This is a genomic window from Alteromonas nitratireducens (assembly GCF_040812025.1).
Lineage (GTDB): Bacteria > Pseudomonadota > Gammaproteobacteria > Enterobacterales > Alteromonadaceae > Alteromonas > Alteromonas nitratireducens.
On record NZ_JBFNPK010000002.1, the window covers coordinates 266151 to 289736 of the forward strand.

The window sequence follows — 23586 nt, forward strand, 5'->3', positions numbered from 1 at the left end:
GCGGCTGAGATTTTAACGGCACTTGTTATAATAACGCGCAACGAAAACAGGTGGATACTCTATGTCGATGGAAAAGTTTGTCTCGTACGCGGCGACATCATTTACATTACCGGAAATATGTCTGCGGATTAGAGATGTACTCGATGATCCCCGCTCGGACGCTGACGCCATTGCGCAACTTATTAGTGTTGATCCATCACTGACTGCCAAGGTACTTCGCCTGGCCAACAGTGCCCTGTTTCGTTTCCCATCGCAAATTGAATCAATCAGTAAAGCAGTCAGCATTATCGGTGGTGAAGCGCTTTACAATCTGGTCATGGCGGAAACCGCCACGACGGCTTTTAAAACTTTTGATTCGTCATTGATTGACCAGGACAAACACTGGCAACAATCAGTGTATCGCGGTGTGATCGCCCGCTATCTTGCGAAGCAGGCAAAGATCCGTGGCAGTGAACGGTTTTTCGTCACGGGCATTCTGATGGATTTGAGTGAACCTGTGGTCGCCAAGTGCGATCCCATGTCATTTGAAGCCTATAAAGCAGATGACGAGAAGGTAATGCCGGAAATAAAACAACAACGGCATTTCGGTTTTACCTTCGCGCAATGCAGCGGCACAATCCTGGAACGATGGAAACTTCCTCTGCCGCTGTATTATCCCATTCAGCATTTATACGACATCGGCAAACTTACCTCTGACATTGATATTGCAGTGCTCGAGTGCGCCAGACGCATTACCCTCAAGGAACGACAAGAATCCGGCGTACAGATTGACATCTTTCCGCCGGCGATTGCGAAAACGCTGAAAATTGAAGGTGAAACGCTGGGTAACGCGATTGAGTTCGCAAATAAGGAAGCCGCAAGGTTATCGACACTTATCCAGTAGACACCGCGTCAGCGTGTCTGCTGACAACGTTTAATACAAAGCTCGTTTACGTGCGCTAAACAATAACGACTATAAGCAATTATGCAAAAAGACCATGTCAAACATGTCCTGGTATCGGTGTGCTTTTTTGCCTGCACAGGAGTAAGTGCAGAACCGCAGGACCTCATCCAACGGCTGTATTACTCAGACTTTTCTGAGGAAGAAGAGCAGCCTGCAAAACCGTTTACAATGGATGGTGAGCTGGGTTTGATCGTATCAACCGGCAACACGGCAGCGTCGTCGATAAAAGCGGCCATCAACGCTGACCATAACATGGATGACTGGAACAATACCTACAATGCTGAGCTGTTATACACGGAAAGTGATACCGATGGCTCTGAACGTGCGGTTACCGCACAGCGATTCTATTCGACCGCACAGTTTGACTACAAGCTGCATGCGAATGATCGCCGCCTGTTCCTGTATGCCGATTATGAAGATGATCGCTTTAACGGTTACAAATACCGTTCAACGCTGGCAGCGGGCTGGTCGCACCGGGCCTGGAAAGGGCTGGAGACAGAATTTCGCTACAGTATCGGGCCAGGTTACACGCTGATTGAGTCTGAAGAACCTACACTCAATTCGGTAAACAGCGGCGCAGTACTTCGGGCATCGGCTGAGTATCGCTATAACTGGAGTACCGGTGCGCGTTTCAGACAATTTGTCAGTACCGAAGCGGGTACATCCAATATCCGTTCACGCTCCGAGACCTCGGTGTCGGCCAGTATTTTTGGCTCACTGGCAATGAAGCTGTCGCTGATTCTGATCCATGAAACTAATCCGGCACCGACCAGTTCAACCCTGAGTTCAGAGACTTCAGTGTCACTGGTATACCATTACTTCTAGTCTCAGTTTGCGATACCATGTATAACGTGCAGTGACCGGACAATGAAGCGGCCATCACAGACGTTATGTGCAGTTAGCAGGCGTGCTGGTAAAAACAGAACATCGAATTTTAGGTTAAAACAGGAATGATTATGAAAAGACAGGGGTTTTATTGCCAGCTGACCGCGCTGGCAATGGCGTGCGCGTTTACAGGCAGTGCGCTTGCTCAGGAAGAACAGGAAGTAAAGCCGTTTTCAATGGACGGTGAGTTCGGATTTATTTTTACTACCGGTAACACCGAAACGACCTCAGCTTCAGCGGGTATCAACGCCCATCAGGAGCTGGATATGTGGAGTAACGACTACATTATTGAAGGCCTGTACCGCAGTGAAACGGTAGAAGTGGACGGTGAGGAAGTTGAGCGTACTTCAGCACAGAAGTTTTATACGTCGGCGCAGGGCAACTATAAGCTGGACAACCCTGACTACCGTCTGTTTGGCTTTGCCTCATATGAAGATGACCGTCTGAGTAACTTCGATTACCAGGCATCAGTGGCGGCCGGTTTTAACCATAAGGTGCTCAACAATGCTACGCACACCCTGGAGTATTCAGTCGGTCCGGGTTACGCCTTCCGTCAGACTCAGGAAGGGGAAACCTTAAATGGCGTGATGGTGCGTGCGTCAGCTGCGTATGCATGGAAAATTTCCGAAACCGCGCGTTTCACCCAGACCGTCAGTACTGAATTAAACTCAGACAATACTAAGTCACGGGCGGAATCGGCACTCACTGCCACCATCAGTGGCGCGCTCTCAATGAAACTGTCTATCAAGCTGGATCACAACACCAATGTGAATCCGGGCATTGAGAAGCTGGACACAGAAACCGCGGTGACGCTGGTGTATAACTTCTTCTGAGGCTAAGCCGCAGAAACAAAAAAGGAGGCAGGCGCCTCCTTTTTTCTTGTCTGTCTTCGGTTAGTGCAGAATACGGGTTTTAATTGTCCCGTCAATTTGCTGCAGTTGCTCAAGTGCGTCATAGGCGCGGTCGGCTTCCACGTCCACCACCACGTAGCCCACGTCGGCAGAGGTTTGCAGATACTGGGCCTCAATGTTAATCCCTTTGTCAGCAAACGCGTGGTTGATTTGGGTCAGCACACCAGGACGGTTCTGGTGAATGTGCAGCAGACGCGAGCGTCCGATATGTTCGGGCAGCGACACTTCCGGGAAGTTCACAGCCGACAGGGTTGAGCCATTATCGCTGTATTTCGCCAGTTTACCCGCGACTTCAATGCCGATATTTTCCTGGGCTTCCTGGGTGCTGCCGCCCACATGTGGGGTCAGGATCACATTGTCGAAACGGCGCAGCGGTGATTCAAACTCTTCCTGATTGGATTTTGGTTCAACCGGGAATACGTCAATCGCGGCCCCATTAATATGACCCCTTTCCAGTGCGTCAACCAGCGCATCGATATCAATCACGGTACCGCGGGATGCATTAATCAGAATGCTGCCGGCCTTCATCTTGGCTAACGCCGCCGCATTGATCATATTTTGCGTTTGCGGGGTTTCCGGGACATGCAGTGATACCACATCTGACGTTGCCAGCAGCTTATCCAGACTTTTAACCTGCATGGCGTTACCCAGCACCAGCTTGTCTTCAATATCGTAAAACTGCACGCGCATACCAAGATGTTCAGCCAGAATGCTCAATTGTGTACCAATGTGGCCGTAGCCAATGATCCCCAGGGTTTTACCACGCGCCTCATAGGAGCTGACGGCGCTTTTTTCCCATTCGCCGCGGTGGGCTTTAGCATTTTTACTGGGAATACCACGCAGCAGCAGAATAATCTGTCCCAGCACCAGTTCTGCGACCGAGCGGGTATTAGAGAACGGCGCATTAAACACCGGAACGCCCCGGTGCAGTGCCGCCTGCAAATCTACCTGGTTGGTTCCGATACAGAAACAGCCCACAGCAACCAGCTTAGTGGCTGCATCAAAAACAGCCTCGGTCAGTTGGGTTCGTGAACGAATGCCAATAAAGTGTGCATCGCGCACTTTCTCGATCAGTTCATCTTCAGGAAGCGATGTCGACAGATACTCGATGTTGGTGTAGCCATTGTTCTCAAAGGTTCTCAGGGCACTTTTGTGTACCCCTTCAAGTAACAGAATTCGAATTTTATCTTTGGGCAGTGAAACTTTTGACATGGACTCGCATCTCGGTTGAAGGTTTTGCGTTTGCTGTTTTTAAGACTTCTGGACGTCTATACGTCAACTTATCAGAATTCAGACAGCCTGAAAAGATGAATTTCAGGCTGTCTGTCCGGTAGGCGTTACTCGTAGGCTGTAACACCTTCATCGGTGGCGGTCAGAACAATATCAGCCCCGCGCAGGGCAAAAATGCCGTTTGTAACCACGCCCGGAATATTATTAATGGTTTGCTCCAGGTCACGCGGTGCCAGTATCTCAAGGTTGTGAACGTCCAGAATAACATTGCCGTTATCGGTTACCACACCCTGACGATAAACCGGGTCGCCGCCCAGTTTTACCAGCTCCCGGGCTACCATCGAGCGGGCCATCGGGATGACTTCGACCGGTAAAGGAAATTTACCGAGTACCGGTACACGTTTACTGTCATCGACAATACACACAAAGGTTTTGGAGGCCGCCGCGACAATTTTTTCGCGGGTAAGTGCCGCGCCACCGCCTTTAATCATGTGTTTGTGTTCGGTGACTTCATCGGCGCCATCCACATAGACTGACAGGCCGTCGACATCATTCAGTGATACTACCTCAATACCGATTGCTTTGAGTCGCTCTGTTGAAGCGTCTGAACTGGACACTGCCGCGGTGATGCTGTCTTTGATATCTGCCAGCGCGTCGATGAAGAAGTTGACGGTTGAGCCTGTGCCTACGCCAATGATGGTGTCCGGTTCAACATAATTGAGCGCTGCCCGCGCTACTGCGCGCTTTTTGTCATTCTGATCCATGCCTTTTCCCGTTACTAAGTGTTGCGCAAAGTGTAACTGAAAACAGCCGCAGAGCCGTAGCCAATTTTTAGGATTGTGGCGGGCGAGAATAAATCTTTTGTTCGGGGGTGACGATGATGTCCAGTGGGACGTCCCAGGATTGTACCGGCAAAGCCGGCACCTGCTGACAGTCGTGCGCAATACCAATCAGCACAGGTTTTTTTGCCCAGCGGTCACGGTGCGCCAGCGTGCGGTCATAAAAACCTCCGCCCATACCCAGGCGGTTGCCGTGTGCATCAAACCCGACCAGGGGTAGCAGCACCACGTCAATGGCGGTCGGCGGAATAACGCGCGTCACATCACAGACCGGCTCAGCAATGCCAAACCGGTTGGTCTGCATCGGCGTTTGCGGATGGTAATGCAGAAACAATAAATGGCCTGGTGTGAACGGGTGCAGCACAGGCAGCGCAACGGCAGGGGCGTCAGGTGAAGAAAAAAAGCGGGTGAACAACGGCGTCAGGTCGACTTCACCATCGTTTGGCAGATAGCCGGCTACCACGCTGGCATCCGCGACCGCCGGCAGTGAAAGCAACTGTGAGGCAATATCCGCCGCAGCCATATCCTGCTGGGCGTCTGACAGGGCGCGTCGGGCCGCCCTGAGCTCACGTCTTAACTGCTGTCGCTGAGATTGAGAGGATGCGGTCGTGGTGGTCATTGTCCGAGATAATGTTGCAGCAGGGTAACCAGTGCGGCGCGGTCAACCGGCTTGGTAAGAATGTCACACATGCCGTCTTTTTTCAGGTCCCCCGCATCGTGAAACGAGTCTGCCGTCAGTGCCACCACGGGTACATCAGGGTGAAGGGCGTGAAGCTGTCGGGTGGTTTCTCTGCCTGAAATGCCCGGCAGGTGCAGGTCCATCAACACCAGATCAGGGATATGATCCTTAAGCCACGCAAGGGCGTCTTCACCGGAGTCTTTGATAACGATAGGTAATCCTGCGCTGTCAAACAGGGCTTTGATAACGACCTGGTTGATGTCGTTATCTTCGACCACAAGAATGACCGGGTCTGCGTCTTCAGACAGCGGGCGAAGCGGAACCTGAGGCTGCTGCGTAACCAGTGTGCCGGCAGTTACCGGTTGGGCGAGCACCGTTGCCGTCATGCGGGTGCCCTGATTGACGGCACTGTCCACCTGAATATCGCCCCCCATCAGTTCGACCAGCTGCCGGCTGATCATCAGGCCCAGGCCTGTGCCCGCAAAAGATTGCGCATTGTCCATGCGCGCATAGGCACCAAACAGTCGGGTCTGATCTTCCTCACTGATGCCTATCCCTTCATCGTTGACACAAATAACCAGGTGTGGAGTCTGATAAGACACGTTAACCCGCACGGCGCGTTTCGGCGGCGTAAATTTAATCGCATTGCCAATCAGATTAAGGGCAACCTGACCCAGCTTGGTGTCATCCATTTCCAGCACGTCGGGCACGTCTTCGGCAATATGAGAATCAAACGTCACGCTGACAGCGCTGGCCCGCGTCGCCATCAGGCTGAAAATGTGCGAGAAGAAATCCCGGACAGGGACCTGGCGCGGGTATAGCTTAAGCTTACCGGCCTCAATCTGTTTGATATCCAGGACCGAATTAACAATATTGGTCAGCCGTTCGCCGCTCATGCGGACGTGCGACAGCGCGTCGGCAAAGGAGGCTGGCAGATGGAGATCCCGGGCTTCCTGTTCAAGCAAGCCCGACAATGTACTGATGCCATTTAACTGGGTGCGAATCTCGTGGCTGACATAGGATAAAAAATCGGACTGTATCTGACTGGTACGTCGTAATTCCTGATTTTTACGGCGCAGCTCAAGGTGCGCGACAATGGTTTTACTGATCGATTTCAGCGCCTTTTTCTGCTCAATGGTCAGCGTTTTAGGCCGATCGCTGATGACGCAGACAGTACCAATGGCTTCGCCACCCGATGTTACCAGCGGACTACCCGCATAAAACCGGATATGGGGCTCCTCTGTGACCAGCGGATTGTCGAAAAAGCGCTGATCAGAGTGGGTATCACGGACCTCCATTACGTCGTGCTGCAAAATGGCATGGGCACAAAAGGAGACATTGCGTGGGGTCTCGCTGGCATCCAGTCCGTGATTTGACTTAAACCATTGCCGGTCCTGATCGACCAGGCTAATCAGCGCGATGGGGGTCTGGCAAATCTCTGAGGCCAGCAGGGTGAGTTCGTCGAACAGCGCTTCTGCTTCGGTATCGAGCACGTCGAAGCTCAGTAGCTCGGTGAGACGTTTTGCTTCAGACTCCGGGTGCGGCGCACTTTGCATACTGACGATGTCCTCCTGAAAAAAAAGGGCTGTCGAAACAGCCCTTAGCGTATGTTAGAGAGCATAAGTGTCAATGAATAACTGTTCAAGCCGGGCGTGGTCAACTTTGGTTGCCACTTTGATCGTGTTGGCTTCGGTCCACAGCGGACTTGGTGTCGTCCCTTTTGGTGCGACTGCAGTCTGACCGCGGTCCAGCGGTCCGGTGCCAACCCGAACGTGACCTTCGGTCAGCGCAAACAGCTCCGGATGGCGCAGGTGCGCAATCGGGAACGCATCATGGAAGAAACAGACGCGGTCTTCGCGGTTCTGAGAGTAAAAGTCCATGTAGAACTGTGCCGATGCCTGAACGAACGAACCCAGTTTTGCGTTCTTCTCGGCGAGGATATCAACAAACTCAGGCTTAAACGGTACAGCGTTAGTCACGTCCAGTCCAAACATGGTCAGATCCCAGTCGGCAGCAAATACGATTTCTGCTGCATGGGCGTCGTTCCAGATATTGGCTTCAGCCAGTGGCGTAACATTCCCTCTGACGAAGGCGGCACCACCCATGATGCTCACACCCTTAACCAGCTTGGGTAGCTCGGGCTCCAGACGCAGTGCCAGCGCGAGGTTACCCAGTGGCCCAATCGCGACCAGCGTGATTTCGCCCGGATACTGACGCGCCATATCAACAATGAACTGCGCTGAACTGCGCGGATCAAGCTGGCTTTTTACCGGCGCAACGTCAATATCACCGAAGCCATTGTTACCATGAACAAAATGCGCGTAGGTCGATTCAGGGCCCACCCATGGCATGGCTACGCCTTTGGTAACCGGAATGTCTTTGCCTGCCAGTTCAACCAGACGTAATGCGTTCTGAGCCGCCATATCAACAGGCACATTGCCAAACACCGTGGTCAGTCCCAGTACCTCGATATCGGGAGACTGAAAGGCAAAGAAAATCGCCATGGCATCATCGATGCCCGGATCGGTATCAAGAATAATTTTGTGTGTCATAGTCTAACTCGGTTAACTGGCATGTTTAGCCAGGAATCTGTCTACTTCCTGACGGGTTGGAATAGATTGTGCCGCGCCTTCACGGGTCACTGCGATAGCCGATGCCGCGCACCCGCGTTTCAGTGCCTGTTTCGCGTCAGTATGGTTGCTGTAGGCTGACAGGAAGTAACCAATGAAGGTATCACCGGCGGCAGTGGTATCCACCGCATCTACGCTGAATGCATCAACCCGGATGACGTCCTGCTTACGCAGCATAATCACGCCGTCTTTACCCAGTGTGATAATAACTTCGGCATGTGACCAGCTGCACTGGAATTCAGCAATAATGTCATCCAGTTCGTGCTTGCCGGTAAGCGCCGCAGCTTCTGTTTCGTTGACAATCAGCAGGTCCACACATTCCAGTGGCAGTGACTTGACTGACTCACTCATGGGGGCCGGATTAAACGCCACTTTCAGTTGCTTGGCTTTGGCCTGGGTGAAGACATCCGCAATGCTGCTGGTCTCGTTTTGGGTCAGTACCCAGTCGCTGGATGAGACATCGCTGAATGCGCGTTTCACTGTTTCCGGCGTGATGGTCTGGTTGGCCCCGCCAAACAGCACAATGGCGTTTTCGCCGTTTGGCGTTACCTGAATAATGGCGTGTCCAGAAGGGGTGTCGTGGCATTTTACACCGCGACAATCGACGCCTTTTTTGATCAGAAACTGCTTAAACGCGGCGTCGTTCTCATGAATGCTGCCGACATGGCGCACGTCAGCGCCTGCCTGGGCAAGGGCAATAGACTGGTTCGCGCCTTTGCCGCCCAGCAGTTGCTGGTAATGGGTTGATGCGATGGTTTCGCCCGGCTGGACGAAGTGATCAACGTGGTATACGTGATCGATATTGATCGATCCAAAATTAATTACTGCCATTTCTTCTTCCGTCGAAAGAGGGCGCCTCCCGGAATGCCGCTGTCCATTGTTCGCCCGTGAACCGAAAAGTTCAGGGCGGAAGAATCACAGTCACCGCAGGCTTCTCGGTACATGCCGAGCTTGCACAAAAGCGACCGTTTCAACTTCCTAAATTTAAAGCATCGGCCAGGGACATGAATGAACTGGCAAACATCCCAGGAAGCATGGTTATTATGATGCGCATCAGACTATATCAAACGCGATAAGCCGTGAAGTGGATCTTCACTTTGTCAGACCTGACCAGATGGTCAGGCCGATTGGCCAGGGTCGTAGTATACACAAACCAACACGTCCGGCAATGGACGGCTACTAACCCTGCGTTCATCATCAGCACAGGAGAAAATTCCGTTTTCGCCATGCTGATCATAGAGCAAACGTCAGCACGCTGCCACCTGCTTTACCTCAAAATCCATCTGATTGGTCAGTCTGTACACAAACATCAGTAGTGTGCTTAGTGACAAGGTTTTGCTACCATGGAACTTCAGTAAAGAGTAAGGGTATATTGTGGAAAAACAGCTCGATTACGATACCGTGACAACGCGTCTTTCCCAGCAGGGGCTGGTGGCTGACGGCGCTGAAATACACGGGTTGTTATGTGGCATGCTGTGTGGCGGCATGTCGCTGACCGACCAGCACTGGATGGACGGTCTCAAAGAAATGACCAATCAGGGTGAGCCATTCACCGAACAGACAACCAGTCTGCTCACGGCGCTGTTTAACCAGACCTGTCAGCAACTTCTGGAAGGTGAGTTTTCGCTGACCCTGCTGCTGCCTGACGACAACGCGCCGATTAACGACCGCGGCGTTGCCCTGATCAACTGGGTGCAGGGTTTCATGACCGGCTTCGGGCTGCATCAGCAAGACCTGATGCAGTGTTCTGACGATGTCAAAGAAGCGTTGGACGACTTCGCTAACATTGCTCGCATGGAAGAGCCCATGGACGAGGATGAGGAGTCAGAAAAGGCTCTTAATGAAGTTATGGAGTATGTAAAAGTGTCTGCAATGCTGTGTTACAGCGAACTGGGGCAGTCACTGCTTGACGATCAACCCGGTAAACCGTCAGTGCATTAAAAGCGACGTCGCATGATTAGCAATCAGGAATTTATTGCCCGCCAGGACCGGCTGTTAAGTGAATGCCGGCCAAACAGCCTGTGTATTATTCCGGCCGCCAGCCTGGTAAAGCGCAGCCGTGATACCGACTATCTTTTTCGTCAGCACAGTGACTTCTGGTATCTGACCGGATTTGATGAACCCGATGCCTGGTTATTCCTGTCTAATCATGACGGTGACGGTCTGCATTACCGGGCCATGGCTTGTCTGCCAAAAGATCCTGATGCCGAAGTCTGGCACGGTCGCCGGCTGGGAGCTGAAGCGGCGCTGGAGCGTTTCTCGCTGGATGAGGCGGTTGAGCTGGATGAGCTGGAAGACGTTCTGCCGGGCATGCTGGAAGGCCATGACTGTGTTTATATGGCGCTGGGCGAGAACCCGGTAGCTGACCAGATGGTGCAGGATGCGCTGGCGTCACTGCGTAATGCGCCAAAAGAGTACCGGGCGCCACGTAGTCTGGAAGATATCCGGCCTGTGCTTCACGAGATGCGGGTGTTTAAATCGGCCTGTGAAATTGCGGTGATGAAAGCCGCCGCGCAGATCACAGCGTCGGCCCACAAGCGGGCGATGAAGTTTGTGCGTCCGGGCTGCTATGAATATCAGCTGGAAGCCGAATTGCATCACGAATTTGCAATGGCCGGCGCGCGCAGTCCTGCTTATGGCACCATTGTGGGCAGCGGTGACAACGCCTGTATTCTCCATTACACAGAGAATCAGGATGAAATAAAGGACGGTGATCTGGTACTGATTGATGCCGGGGCAGAGTTTAAAGGCTACGCCTCTGACATTACCCGCACGTTCCCGGCAAACGGCGTATTTTCGCCGGCCCAGCGCGCGGTGTATCAGATTGTATTAAACGCGCAGGAAGCCGTACTGGCCATGCTGGGACCCGGCGTCACACTGGCTGATGCCATGACCCGCAGTGTTGAAGTGATTACCGCCGGGCTGGTAGAGCTTGGCATTTTAACCGGTAGCGTGTCAGATAACCTCACACACAAATCCTGGCGCGACTATTACATGCATGGTCTCGGGCACTTTCTGGGATTGGATGTGCATGACGTGGGCGATTACAAACAAAACGGTAAGGATCGTCCGCTAAAGCCGGGTATGGTGCTGACCGTCGAACCGGGTATTTATATTGCGCCGGACCGTGACGTGCCAGAACAATACCGCGGTATCGGCGTGCGCATCGAAGATAACGTGGTGATCACCGGAACCGGTATTGAGATCCTGACCGCGGATGTTCCTAAAACGATAGAGGACATCGAAGCCTTCATGAGGAAAGCGTAAGCCGTGCAAACTGATGTAATCATTATTGGTGGCGGTGTTGTCGGCTTTACGCTGGCACGTGGGCTGTTAAACGACACGCCTTATTCAGTGACGCTGGTCGACGCGAACCCGGTGCCCGATAATAACGAAACGCCACACAGCGGCTTTGACGCCAGGATCATTGCGCTGGCCCGCCGCTCTGCTGATGCGCTGAGTGCATATGGCATTAATCTTGGTGATGCAGGTGCAACAGCCATCAGGCACATTGAAGTGTCAGATCAGGGTCGCGTCGGATTGTGCCAACTGCATGCGGATGAACATCATCTGCCGGCATTTGGTGAGGTGGTATCCATCCGCTTATTGGGGCAGGCACTGTTTGCTGCCGTGAAAGACAACCCCGCTTTTACCTATGTTGCGCCGGCCAGTGTTGTTGACGCGGTTACCACGAATGATGCTGCCACGCTGACTCTGGATAACGACGATGCGCTGACCAGTCGCCTGTTGGTGCTGGCTGACGGCGGACGCTCGGCACTTGGCGCGTCACTCGGTTTTACGCGCAGCGTTAAGTCGTATGGGCAAACCGCTATCGTATGCAATATACATTGCTCAGAGCCGCTGTCCGGCCGTGCCTATGAGCGGTTTACTCCCGAAGGGCCACTTGCCGTGTTGCCCTTCGACAGTGAGATTAACGGGCAGATGACGCCGGGTCATGGCGGCTCGGTAGTCTGGACACTCGAAACGCATAACGCGGATAAGATCATGTCGCTGTCTGACAGCGCGTTTATTCATGCATTACAGGATACCTTTGGTTACCGTCAGGGCAGGATCATCCGGGTGACCCCGCGACTGACTTATCCATTAGCACTTGCCAGTAACACCCGGGTTGATGGCCTGCGGTGTGTGGTGGTCGGCAATGCGGCGCAGACCCTGCATCCTATTGCCGGTCAGGGCTTTAATTTAGGCTTGCGCGACTGCCTGTCACTGATTGCGTTGTTAAAACAACAGCCTGCTGACGCGGGCCAGATTACCCGCGAGTATGCCCGGGTTCGCCGTGATGACAGACAAATGACGATCGGACTGACCGACACGCTGGTGCATGTTTTCGCTAATCGTCATTTACCGCTGGTGATGGCGCGTAATGGCGGGCTGCTTGGGCTCGAACTGATCCCGGGCATTAAAGACGCGTTTGTGCGCCAGACTACCGGTTTTGGCGCAGGCACAACAACGAACAGGACACATGATGCAACAGGTTGATATCGCCATTGTTGGCGCAGGCATGGTGGGGCTGTCACTGGCGGCGGCACTGGAAGGCAGTGGACTGTCGGTCGCGCTGGTCAGCACCCTGCCACTGCGTCAGCCTGACACGCCGCAGTGGGATGTCAGGGTAAGTGCAATCAATGCGGCCAACAGGCAGGCGCTGGAAACGCTTGGCGTCTGGTGCAGATTAAATCCGGAAAAAGTGGCGGCCTACCAGCACATGCATGTGTGGGACAAAGACAGCTTTGGCGAAATTCATTTTGACTGTGCGTCGATGCAGATGCCACATCTTGGGCACATTGTTGAGAACCAGGCATTGGTGAACGCGCTGGCATCACAGGTAGAAAGCGAAACCGTTACACGCGTTGTCATTGCGCGTATCAGCCGCATCCTGTGGGGCAGTGAGCAGAGTATGCTGATGCTTGATAACGATGAGGTTATTGCCGCCAGACTGGTGGTTGGCGCCGACGGGGCGAACTCATTTATCCGCCAGCAGGCGCAATTGCCCATCACGTTTCGTGACTACGGACATACCGCCATTGTTGCCAATATCCGAACCGAAAAACCGCATAACGCAACGGCTCGCCAGGCGTTTACCCCAACCGGACCGCTGGCACTGCTGCCGATGCGCGACCCACACAGTTGCTCCATCGTCTGGTCACAGCAAACCAGTCAGGCAAATCACCTGCTGAGTCTGGACGATGAGGCATTTTGCCAGGCGCTGACCGCAGCCAGTCAGTCGGCACTGGGCGTGGTGTCATTGCTCACCGCGCGCGCCAGCTTTCCACTGACCATGCGTTATGCGAGAGAGTGGGTAAAAGACGGCGTGGTGCTGATTGGCGATGCCGCTCATACCATTCACCCCCTGGCCGGCCAGGGGGCCAATCTTGGGATCCAGGATGCATTGGCACTGGCATCGCATCTGAAGCACCTGCAGGAACAGGGTAAAGCGCTGTCATCGAAACGCTGGCTGCGCCCGTTTGAACGCGCCAGAAAAAACGAAGCCGCCAAAATGATTGCCGCTATGGACGGATTTAAAACGCTGTTTGATGGTGATGATCCGCTGAAAAAACTGGTACGTGGCATTGGCCTTGCCGCGGCTGACAGCCTGCCCGGTGTGAAAGAAAAGCTGGTGGCCCAGGCGATGGGGCTTCGCTGATACCTCCTCAGCCTGTTGTCGCTGGTGGCAACAGGCAGTCAGATTGCCGCACAGTATATTGCCTTCATCCTCAGCAAAGGTCAGACTGGCAGTCATGATTGACTGATTGCTGACAACCCATGAATAAACGTCATTTCCTTAAACTGTCGGGGCTGGGCCTGGCCACCGCGACACTGTCTCCTCTCTCTGCCGTGGCGTCTGGTAGCGCTGTCTCTGAACCACAACTGGCAAATATTACCGGTTCGGTGACGCCGATTACTGCGAAAGAACGTGAAGCGCGTGTGGTGAAGGCGCAGCAGCTGATGGACAAACATAACCTTCAGGCTATCGTCCTTGAACCCGGCGCCGCGATGGATTACTTCTCTGGTGTTCAGTGGTGGCGTAGCGAACGTCTTACCGCTCTGATCATTCCAAAACAGGGCAGGGTGGCCGTCGTGACCCCATTTTTTGAAAAACCGAGTGTCATGGAATCGCTGCAGGTAGAGGGTGACGTGCATGTGTGGCAGGAGCATGAAAGCCCGTTTGATGTGGTGAAAGCAGTGCTGGCCGACCGTGGTATTGAAAAAGGGCAACTGGGTTTTGAAAGTACCGTCCGCTATTTTGCGCTGAGTGGCATTATGGATGCGATGCCGGCAATGACGCATGTCCCCGCGGAGCCGGTGACGTTTGGGTGTCGCATGATCAAATCGGCGCACGAACTGACCCTGATGCATAAAGCAAACGAAGTGACCCTGCGGGCATACGAGGAAGTGTGGGCGCAACTTCGAGAGGGCATGACGCAGCAGGACGTAAAGGCGCTGATGAATGCGACGCAGCAGCGTCTGGGCGGGCAAAGTACCTGGTGTCTGGCATTGTTTAATGAGGCGAGTGCCTACCCGCATGGAACACGGGAAAGCCAGGTTATCCGTCAGGGCTCAGTGGTTCTGATGGACAGCGGCTGCAGTGTGCACGGTTACCAGTCGGATATCAGCCGTACCTTTGTGTTTGGTACGCCGGGCAAAAAGCAACAGACGGTATGGCAGCATGTGAGAAAAGGCCAGCAGATTGCCTTTGATACGGCCCGTCCGGGCGTGCCGGCAGGCAGGGTGGACGATGCGGTGCGCAAGCATTACGAAACATTAGGATATGGTCCGGCCTACCAGCTACCCGGCCTGTCCCACCGTACAGGTCACGGCATTGGTATGGAAGGGCATGAAAAGGTCAATTTTGTTCATGGTGAAACAACGCCTTTGGCAAAAGGGATGTGTTTTTCCAATGAACCCGGCATTTACCTGCCGGGCGAGTTTGGCGTGCGTCTGGAAGACTGCATGTATATGACGGACAGCGGCCCCGCATGGTTTACTGAGCCGCCAGAATCGCTGGATTCGCCATTAGGTGCGCTGGCACCGCTTAAGATCTGAACGCGCTTGAGGGACTGACTCACTGTGATCTGGATCAATTAAAGCTTAACGAATTGATTAATAATTAATCATATTTTGCGCGATGCTCTAGACTATCAGGATAACCCCAACTGAATTAATCAGGACATTTTGTGCATTCATCCCCAGACGTTACCAGCGCGTTTGAAATTAACAGCGTTGGCGCCATCATCGCCAATGCGTCGTCTGTGATGATATGGGTCTCAAACGATGTCAAGGAGTGTATCTACTTCAACAAGGCATGGCTGGACTATCGTGGCCGGACGCTTGTGCAGGAATATGGGTATGGCTGGGCTGAGGGAGTACATAAAGATGACTTCCAGCTTTGTCTTGACATTTACAACCAGGCATTTGATGCGCGGCAACCCTTTTCAATGGATTACCGTTTACTGGACAGTGAGGGGCAGTATGGATGGATACGCGATGATGGTACTCCTTACTACGACGACAACGGCCAGTTTCTTGGCTTCGTGGGTTCCTGTTTTGACGTCACTGAAAGTAAGCATCTGGTAGAACGACTCCAGGCTAAAAAAGAAGCGCTTATTGATGCAAATTTACAGATGAGTGAGCTTATAAAAGCGGGCAATATTGGGTTTTGGGACTGGCATCTGGTCACTAATACCGTTCACTTTTCAAAAGAATACAAGCAACAACTGGGTTACGAAGCGGACGAAATGACGGATGAATATGTTGAGTGGGAGTCCCGCTTGCATCCAGATGATCGTGAAGAAACACTCGCGACTATCAAGCACAGTATCGCCACATTGTCTCAGAATCACGAGACGCTATTTCGTCTCAAAAACAAGCAGGGTGAGTACCGCTGGATTTTGTGTCATGCCTCAGTGATGGGTGACGAGAACGGTCATCCTGTCAGAATGATTGGCTCGCATATCGATGTCACCGAGCGACGAGAAATGGAAACGGCACTTCGGCATTCACAGAAAATGGATGCGATAGGACACCTGGCTGGTGGCGTTGCCCATGACTTTAACAACCACCTGGCCTCTATTCTCGGCTTTGCGGAGCTTATTAACTCAACAGACGACATCACAAAAGTTAAACGGTACTGCGAAAAGATTATCGCCGCCGCGGAAAATTCAAAATCACTGACAAAACAGTTGGTGGCCTTTTCGAGAAAGCAGAGTATTGACGCTGAGCCTGTTGATATTCACGAACAAATTACCGACGCCGTTGATATGCTGAGCCGCACCCTCGATAAAAGAATTACCATTCATGCTGACCTGCAGGCGCCTTCCGCGGTCATTCAAGCGGACAAAGCAAGCATCCCCAATGTATTGCTGAACCTTGGACTAAATGCTCGCGATGCAATGCCTGAGGGGGGCGAAATCCATATTTCAACAGCAGGTAAAGTGATAAGTGCAGACTCGTTTCCTGCGAAACATGGCACGCTGCAGCCGGGCAGTTATGTGCAAATCAGTGTTCGTGATACAGGCTGTGGTATACCAACGGAGCATCTTCGTCGCATTTTTGAGCCTTATTTCACTACCAAAGAGGAAGATAAAGGTACTGGGCTGGGGCTGGCATCGGTATATCGAGCCATTGAACAGTTGGACGGAACTATCTCGGTGGACAGCGAGCCTGGCAGAGGTACCTGTTTTACGATTTTATTGCCCGTTGTCGATTCAGCGCACGTCAAGCCAGACAGCGTCGAACGGGTTGCGACAAAAGTAGAAACGAAACCTGTGATTTTGGTCGTGGACGATGAGGCGCTGTTGCGCGAGATCTGTGGTGAGTTTATCAATAATCTTGGTTATCAGGGGGTATTCGCTGGTGAAGGAGATGAAGCGGTTAACCTGTACCGGCAACATCAGCAGGATATTGATGTTGTCATTCTGGATATGATGATGCCGGGCATGACGGGGGAGCAAACATTAACACAGCTGCTGGCGATAAATCCTGACGTTAAGGTGATTATTTCATCAGGGTCTTTACTTGGTGAACAAACAGAGAGGTTGCTGTTGCATGGTGCGCAAGCTGTGCTACAGAAACCATTCAGATTTGAAGAGTTCGATGCGGCAATAAAATCCTGTTTATAACCTATCTGAGTCGGCTCTTAATAAAATCAGACAGCGTTTTACTCACCACCGGATGGCGGCTATGCTGACTGAACAGGCAGATGTTAATTTTTCCGAGCGCAGGGAGCTGTGGCAGGGAGAGCACGCTCAGGCTCTCCGGCAAACTGGCCCTGGCCAGTGCAGTGATCCCTAAGCCCTGCGAAATGGCGGCCACCAGGCCGGACAGATCGGCATTCGTGTAGGTGATACGCCAGGCCCGGGTCTGCTGTTTCAACTGTTCAATCACCCGGCTGCGGTACATGCAGCCATCGGGTGCCAGCACCAGGGCAATACTTTCTCCCAGGTAGCTGCGGTTTGGATCGCCAACCCAGACCACATCATCTTCCAGGATCACTTCACCGCCGGCATCATCGTCGGGGTTGGACAGGGCGAGGATAAGATCGAACTCGTTGCGTTTGGCCGGATGCAGCAGATCGCGACTCAGCGCCGACGTCACCTCCAGTGACACATCCGGATAACGGGTGGAAAACTCACCAATCAGACCCGGAAGCAGGGTGGACGCGAACTCATTCGGGATCCCAAGACGTAACCGCCCGCTCAGCGGCGCCGGATTGAGGCTCCGAAAAATCGCATCGTTCATTTCCAGCATTTCTTTGGCTTTTGGATAAAGCCAGTTGCCATCCGCACTGGGCAGATGACGCTGCCCCACCTTGGTAAACAGTTTGCGTTCAAGCTGGGCTTCCAGCTTTTTTATTTGCAGACTGATTGCCGGCTGTGAGCGACCCAGCGCATCACCGGCTTTGGCATAACCGCCCAGCTCAATGACGCTGACAAAGGTGCGCAGATTATCGAGGGAAAGCTGCTTCATAATTTATTTGAAAAGCTAATCACTTAATCGATTTACATTTAAAAGTTAAATGTAATGATAAATAATTTCAATTTGTTGCGCCACTACCTTGTTTCTATACTCAGGTCACATTTTTTTGCATTGTGAGTTGAGTCGAATGACCAGTAAAACAACCCTACACGCCAAGCACCTGGAAGCCGGTGCGAAAATGGTGGACTTTTTTGGCTGGGAAATGCCGATCAGTTATGGTTCTCAAATTGAAGAACATCACGCGGTGCGTCGCGACGCGGGGATGTTTGACGTATCACACATGACCATTGTGGATGTGACAGGAGCGGATGCAAAAGCCTATCTGCGTTACCTGCTGGCCAACGACGTTGAAAAACTCCAGGACAAAGGTAAAGCCCTGTACAGCGGTATGCTGAATGAAGCCGGTGGAGTGGTAGACGATCTTATCGTGTATCACTTCGACAACACCAATTATCGTCTGGTGGTGAACTCTGCGACGCGTGAAAAAGACATGAACTGGCTGCGCGGTTGCGCGGAAGGTTTCGACGTCACCATCACTGAACGTAATGAATTTGCGATGATTGCAGTGCAGGGACCGAATGCGAAGGAAAAAGCCGCAACCCTGTTCAGTGCAGCGCAGAAAGAAGCGGTAGCCGGCATGAAGCCCTTCTTCGGTGTACAGGCTGAAGATCTGTTCATTGCGACCACAGGCTACACCGGTGAAACCGGCTACGAAATCATGGTGCCACAAACACGTGCCGCTGAGTTCTGGCAGGGGCTGCTGGACGCTGGCGTTACGCCATGTGGACTGGGTGCGCGCGACACCCTGCGTCTGGAAGCCGGTATGAACCTGTATGGGCAGGATATGGACGAAACCGTATCGCCACTGGCCGCGAATATGGGCTGGACCATTGCATGGGAGCCGGGTGACCGTGATTTTGTTGGTCGTAAAGCGCTGGAAGCACAGCGTGAAGCCGGCACTGACAAACTGGTTGGTCTGGTCATGACAGACAAAGGTGTACTGCGTCACGGACAAAAAGTGAAAACTGAAAACGGTGAAGGCGTGATCACGTCAGGCACCTTCTCGCCAACGTTGGGGCATGCTATTGCAATGGCCCGCGTGCCTGCCGGTGTCGGTGACACCGTGGAAGTGGAAATGCGCAAAAAGTGGGTTACAGTAAAAGTGGTTAAACCCAGCTTTGTTCGCAATGGTAAAAGTGTTTTATAACGACTAACAACAACAGGAACGATTATGAGCAATATCCCTAACGATTTACGCTACGCCGCCACTCACGAGTGGGTACGTCCGGAAGGCGACGGTGTGTTCACCGTAGGCATCTCTGAGCACGCACAGGATCTGCTGGGCGACATGGTATTCGTAGAGCTGCCTGACGTTGGTGATAAGGTCAGCACCGGTGATGACGTGGCAGTGGCGGAATCAGTAAAAGCCGCTTCTGACGTTTATGCGCCTATCAGCGGTGAAATTGTTGAAGTGAATGAAGATCTGGAAGAGTCTCCTGAACTGGTCAACTCTGATCCTTACGGTGACGGCTGGATGTTCAAAATTAAGGCCGATGATGCGTCTGAAGCAGAGAATCTGCTGGACGCGGAAGGCTACGAGAATACACTCGAAGACGAGTAAGGTCGCAGGATCTTGATTCTTTAAATTAGTAAAAAGGGGCCGTCTATAGCCCCTTTTTATCTTTTACTCATTGCGGATGTTGAACAGGTTTATGTCTACTACTTCTCTTACTCTGGCTCAGCTTGAGCAGAAAAACGAATTTATTCGCCGCCATATCGGTCCGGGCGAAGCAGAAATACAGTCCATGCTGGACACTGTCGGGGCGCCTTCACTGGAAGCGCTGATGAATGAGACAGTGCCTGCCGGTATCGCACTGGAGAAGCCTATCGAAGTGGGTGAGGGCGCAACCGAAGTGGAAGCACTGAATGCGCTGAAAGCGGTTGCTGCTAAAAATAAAATAAACCGTTCATTCATCGGTATGGGCTATTACGACACCCACGTGCCTAACGTGATCCTGCGTAACGTACTGGAAAACCCGGGCTGGTATACCGCCTATACACCGTACCAGCCTGAAATTGCCCAGGGTCGTCTGGAAGCCATTCTGAACTTCCAGCAACTGACCATTGACCTGACTGGTCTTGAGCTGGCATCTGCGTCACTGCTGGACGAGGGGACAGCGGCAGCGGAAGCGATGGCACTGGCCAAGCGTGTGTCGAAGAACAAAAAAGCCAACCTGTTCTTTATTGCCGATGATGTGCATCCGCAAACCAAAGACGTGGTAGAAACCCGCGCAGAGATGTTCGGTTTTGGTATTGTGACCGGTCCGGCATCCGAAGCTGCTGAGCACGATGTGTTCGGTGCGCTGCTGCAGTATCCCGGCACTACCGGTGAAATTGCCGACCTGCGCGATGTGATTGCCGCGGTTCAGGCGAACAAAGGCATCGTCGCCGTGGCGGCTGATCTGATGAGCCTGGTAATGCTGAAGTCACCGGGTGAACTGGGTGCCGACGTGGCGCTGGGCAGTGCCCAACGCTTTGGTGTACCCATGGGATATGGCGGTCCGCATGCGGCGTTTTTCGCCACCCGTGACAGCTATAAGCGTTCACTGCCCGGCCGTATTATTGGTGTGAGTAAAGACACCCGCGGACGTCCTGCATTGCGTATGGCGCTGCAAACCCGTGAACAGCACATCCGCCGCGAAAAGGCGAACTCCAACATTTGTACCGCACAGGTGCTGCTGGCGAATATGGCTTCGTTCTATGCGGTTTACCATGGTCCGCAAGGGCTTAAGACCATTGCCAGCCGCATCCATCGCATGACCGACATCCTTGCGACGGGTCTGATGCAGAAAGGCGCGTCGCTTAAACACAGCACCTGGTTTGACACCATCACGGTGATGACGGACAACAAAGACGCGGTGCTTCAGCGTGGTTATGACAAAGGCATTAACCTGCGTGGCGACCTTGATGGTGCGGTAGGTATTTCGCTGGATGAAACTACTACCCGTGACGACCTGATGGCGCTGTTTGACGTAGTACTGGGTGAAGGCCATGGCCTGACCGTGGATGCGCTTGACGCGGAAGTCACCACACAAGGCAGCAAGTCGGTGCCGGCTGATCTGGTGCGCACCAGTGACTTCCTGACCCATGAAACGTTCAACCGTTATCACTCAGAAACGGAAATGCTGCGTTATATCAAGTCGCTGGAGAATAAAGACCTGGCACTGAACCATTCTATGATTTCACTGGGCTCGTGCACCATGAAACTGAATGCGACGGCGGAAATGATCCCGGTGACCTGGCCTGAGTTTGGTCAGCTTCACCCGTTCGCGCCGCTGGATCAGGCGTCTGGCTATCAGGAAATGATTCAGGAGCTGAGCGACTGGCTGATTAACATTACCGGTTACGACGCGCTGTCTATGCAGCCTAACTCAGGTGCGCAGGGTGAGTACGCCGGCCTGCTGGCGATTCAGCGTTACCACGAAAGCCGTGGCGAAGGTCACCGTAATGTGTGTCTTATCCCAAGTTCTGCGCACGGTACCAACCCGGCGTCAGCACAAATGGTCAGCCTGAAAGTGGTGGTCGTTGAGTGTGACAAGAACGGTAACGTTGACCTGAACGACCTGCGCAAAAAAGCCGAGGAAGTGAAAGACAACCTGTCGTGTGCCATGATCACGTATCCGTCAACTCACGGTGTGTATGAAGAAACCATCCGCGAGATTTGTGACATCGTGCATGAATTCGGTGGTCAGGTATACATGGATGGCGCCAATATGAACGCGCAGGTGGGAATTACCTCTCCGGGCTTTATTGGCTCTGACGTATCGCACCTTAACCTGCACAAAACCTTCTGTATTCCGCACGGTGGCGGCGGTCCGGGCATGGGTCCTATTGGTGTAAAATCGCACCTGGCACCGTTCCTGCCAAACCACACGGTAGTCAACATTGCCAATGCCGGAGAAAACTGTGGTGCGGTATCGGCGGCACCGTGGGGCAGCGCGTCGATTCTGCCCATCAGCTATATGTACATTAAGATGATGGGGTCGGCAGGTCTTCGTAAAGCAACCGAAGTCGCCATTCTGAATGCCAACTATGTCGCCAAGCGCCTGGAAGGTCATTACAACATTCTGTACAAAGGCCGCAATGGTCGCATTGCTCACGAATGTATTATTGACCTGCGTCCGCTTAAAGAAGCGTCGGGCGTGACCGAAGTGGACATTGCCAAGCGTCTGAACGACTACGGTTTCCATGCGCCTACCATGAGCTTCCCGGTAGCGGGTACACTGATGGTTGAGCCGACCGAGTCAGAAGCGAAATACGAACTGGATCGTTTTGTTGATGCCATGATCAGCATCCGTCAGGAAATTGCCAAAGTGGAAAGCGGCGAGTGGGATGCCACAGATAACCCGCTGCATAACGCCCCGCATACCCTGGCAGATATGTGTGATGCCGAGTGGGATCGCAGCTATGATCGCATGCTGGCGGCTTACCCGGCGCCAGAAGTACATCGCAACAAGTTCTGGCCAACCGTAAACCGCATTGACGATGTGTACGGTGACCGTAACCTGATGTGCTCATGCCCGACCATGGATACCTATCGGGAAGAGTGATTGGTTGTAGATCTCGAATAAAGAATGCAACTATCGGAATTAAGTTTTCAACTTAAATAAAGTTTGCAACCGATAGTTGGATTTTGAGGTCATTAAAACAAAAAAGCGAACCAGAGATGGTTCGCTTTTTTGTTTTAATGTACTACGGCAGGTTCAGTGTTGTTTATTTTCCCATTTTTCCCTAAGTTTAGGGTTAACCCTGAAATCGACCACGTTTGGTGAGGACGCGATTACTTCTTGCTTCGCGGTTTCTTCTTGAGCCGTTTTTTTCTTTTCCTTTAACTTTTCCTATAAAAATTTTGGTAAAGAAAGGAAAGTGGCACCAAGAGCAATTTTTCCTAAATCGTAAATCCCGTTTTCTATAAATGGTTTATAACTTTCATCCCCTAGAATTTGCACTGCATAAGCAATGAACTCATTGTAAATACTACCATTACTTGTTTCCTTAAGAGCCCAAACTATTCCGCTTTCATTTTCATTAAACAAAGGGGTTCTACCCAGATTTTACGGACACATCCATAAAGAGGCATACTATGCCTAGAAGGAGTGTCTATGACCAAGCGAAGAAAATATTCCCCAGAGTTTAAGCGCGAAGCCGTTGCTTTGGCTCAACAACCCGGTGTGAGCTGTCGTCAGATAGCGCTGGATATCGGTATTAACCCTAACCTGTTAAACCGCTGGAAGCGTGAAGCTGAACAAGCCAAAGACCACGCATTTAAAGGCCAGGGCACTCCTCGTGATGAAGAAGTTGCCAGGCTCAAGCGAGAACTGGCTAAGGTCAAAAAGGAACGCGATTTTTTGCGAGAAGCGGCAACGTTCTTCGCCAAAGAGTTACCGTAAGGTATCAGGCTATATCGCGTTGCCGC

20 protein-coding genes, 1 other RNA gene and 1 pseudogene are annotated in these 23586 nt (G+C 52.5%); 13 read left to right on the top strand and 9 right to left on the bottom strand.

All coding sequences use genetic code 11. The features are described 5' to 3' along the window. The first annotated feature begins 61 nt into the window (after positions 1-61). The 3 genes from AB1N33_RS03775 to AB1N33_RS03785 all read left to right on the top strand — a co-directional run bounded on the left by AB1N33_RS03775 (position 62) and on the right by AB1N33_RS03785 (position 2661). Positions 62-883 (top strand): HDOD domain-containing protein, encoded by an 822-nt coding sequence (locus AB1N33_RS03775; protein WP_411270203.1) that lies wholly within the window; start codon positions 62-64, stop codon positions 881-883. Between the two features lie 81 nt (positions 884-964). Next, positions 965-1768 (top strand): DUF481 domain-containing protein, encoded by an 804-nt coding sequence (locus AB1N33_RS03780; RefSeq protein WP_411270204.1) that lies wholly within the window; start codon positions 965-967, stop codon positions 1766-1768. A gap of 173 nt (positions 1769-1941) precedes the next feature. Continuing rightward, a complete protein-coding gene (locus AB1N33_RS03785) occupies positions 1942-2661 on the top strand; it encodes a DUF481 domain-containing protein (protein WP_411270229.1) in 720 nt (239 codons plus the stop codon). Between the two features lie 60 nt (positions 2662-2721). Here the strand turns inward: AB1N33_RS03785 and serA are convergent, their stop codons facing one another. From serA to ssrS, 7 genes are all read right to left on the bottom strand, one after another. Continuing rightward, on the bottom strand, positions 2722-3951 hold the full coding sequence (gene serA, locus AB1N33_RS03790) for a phosphoglycerate dehydrogenase (protein ID WP_411270205.1): 1230 nt from the start codon (positions 3949-3951) through the stop codon (positions 2722-2724). A 125-nt stretch (positions 3952-4076) separates the two neighbouring features. Beyond that, on the bottom strand, positions 4077-4733 hold the full coding sequence (gene rpiA / locus AB1N33_RS03795) for a ribose-5-phosphate isomerase RpiA (protein ID WP_411270206.1): 657 nt from the start codon (positions 4731-4733) through the stop codon (positions 4077-4079). 67 nt (positions 4734-4800) lie between these two features. Further along, entirely contained in the window at positions 4801-5427 is a 627-nt protein-coding gene (locus tag AB1N33_RS03800; RefSeq protein ID WP_411270207.1) for a 5-formyltetrahydrofolate cyclo-ligase, read from the bottom strand. Next, positions 5424-7043 (bottom strand): hybrid sensor histidine kinase/response regulator, encoded by a 1620-nt coding sequence (locus AB1N33_RS03805; RefSeq protein ID WP_411270208.1) that lies wholly within the window; start codon positions 7041-7043, stop codon positions 5424-5426. Before AB1N33_RS03805 ends, AB1N33_RS03800 begins: the two co-directional genes overlap by 4 nt. Before the next feature lie 54 nt (positions 7044-7097). Further along, on the bottom strand, positions 7098-8039 hold the full coding sequence (locus AB1N33_RS03810) for a nucleoside hydrolase (protein ID WP_411270209.1): 942 nt from the start codon (positions 8037-8039) through the stop codon (positions 7098-7100). Between the two features lie 12 nt (positions 8040-8051). Beyond that, positions 8052-8948: a ribokinase gene (locus tag AB1N33_RS03815; RefSeq protein WP_411270210.1), complete on the bottom strand. Its 897-nt coding sequence runs from the start codon at positions 8946-8948 to the stop codon at positions 8052-8054. Between the two features lie 21 nt (positions 8949-8969). Next, a non-coding RNA gene (gene ssrS / locus AB1N33_RS03820) (6S RNA) lies at positions 8970-9152 on the bottom strand. Between the two features lie 339 nt (positions 9153-9491). Here ssrS and AB1N33_RS03825 point away from each other — a divergent pair. From AB1N33_RS03825 to AB1N33_RS03850, 6 genes are all read left to right on the top strand, one after another. After that, complete coding sequence (locus AB1N33_RS03825) at positions 9492-10058, top strand: UPF0149 family protein (protein WP_411270211.1); 567 nt, start codon at positions 9492-9494, stop codon at positions 10056-10058. A gap of 12 nt (positions 10059-10070) precedes the next feature. Next, on the top strand, positions 10071-11384 hold the full coding sequence (pepP, locus tag AB1N33_RS03830; RefSeq protein WP_411270212.1) for a Xaa-Pro aminopeptidase: 1314 nt from the start codon (positions 10071-10073) through the stop codon (positions 11382-11384). Positions 11385-11387: 3 nt separating this feature from the next. Beyond that, positions 11388-12617: a 2-octaprenyl-6-methoxyphenyl hydroxylase gene (gene ubiH / locus AB1N33_RS03835; RefSeq protein WP_411270213.1), complete on the top strand. Its 1230-nt coding sequence runs from the start codon at positions 11388-11390 to the stop codon at positions 12615-12617. Continuing rightward, the gene (locus AB1N33_RS03840; protein WP_411270230.1) at positions 12604-13779 is read left to right on the top strand and encodes an FAD-dependent monooxygenase; all 1176 of its coding nucleotides are present in this window, start codon (positions 12604-12606) and stop codon (positions 13777-13779) included. The genes ubiH and AB1N33_RS03840 overlap by 14 nt, the downstream gene beginning before the upstream one ends. A 119-nt stretch (positions 13780-13898) precedes the next feature. Further along, positions 13899-15179, top strand: a complete 1281-nt coding sequence (locus AB1N33_RS03845) for a M24 family metallopeptidase (protein WP_411270214.1) — start codon at positions 13899-13901, stop codon at positions 15177-15179. 131 nt (positions 15180-15310) lie between these two features. Continuing rightward, on the top strand, positions 15311-17254 hold the full coding sequence (locus AB1N33_RS03850; RefSeq protein ID WP_411270215.1) for a PAS domain-containing hybrid sensor histidine kinase/response regulator: 1944 nt from the start codon (positions 15311-15313) through the stop codon (positions 17252-17254). Between the two features lies 1 nt (position 17255). Here the strand turns inward: AB1N33_RS03850 and AB1N33_RS03855 are convergent, their stop codons facing one another. After that, complete coding sequence (locus tag AB1N33_RS03855; RefSeq protein WP_411270216.1) at positions 17256-18101, bottom strand: LysR substrate-binding domain-containing protein; 846 nt, start codon at positions 18099-18101, stop codon at positions 17256-17258. Positions 18102-18237: 136 nt separating this feature from the next. On the opposite strand from AB1N33_RS03855, the gene gcvT reads away from it, so the two are divergent. From gcvT to gcvP, 3 genes are all read left to right on the top strand, one after another. Then, positions 18238-19317, top strand: coding sequence for a glycine cleavage system aminomethyltransferase GcvT (gene gcvT / locus AB1N33_RS03860; RefSeq protein ID WP_411270217.1), 1080 nt, complete (start codon positions 18238-18240; stop codon positions 19315-19317). Between the two features lie 24 nt (positions 19318-19341). After that, positions 19342-19731: a glycine cleavage system protein GcvH gene (gcvH, locus tag AB1N33_RS03865; protein WP_411270218.1), complete on the top strand. Its 390-nt coding sequence runs from the start codon at positions 19342-19344 to the stop codon at positions 19729-19731. 91 nt (positions 19732-19822) lie between these two features. Then, positions 19823-22720, top strand: coding sequence for an aminomethyl-transferring glycine dehydrogenase (gene gcvP / locus AB1N33_RS03870; protein ID WP_411270219.1), 2898 nt, complete (start codon positions 19823-19825; stop codon positions 22718-22720). A 288-nt stretch (positions 22721-23008) separates the two neighbouring features. Here gcvP and AB1N33_RS03875 read toward each other — a convergent pair whose 3' ends face one another. After that, on the bottom strand, positions 23009-23206 hold the full coding sequence (locus tag AB1N33_RS03875) for a hypothetical protein (protein WP_411270220.1): 198 nt from the start codon (positions 23204-23206) through the stop codon (positions 23009-23011). Between the two features lie 66 nt (positions 23207-23272). Here AB1N33_RS03875 and AB1N33_RS03880 point away from each other — a divergent pair. Next, positions 23273-23586, top strand: a pseudogene (locus AB1N33_RS03880) (transposase); the annotation flags it as partial.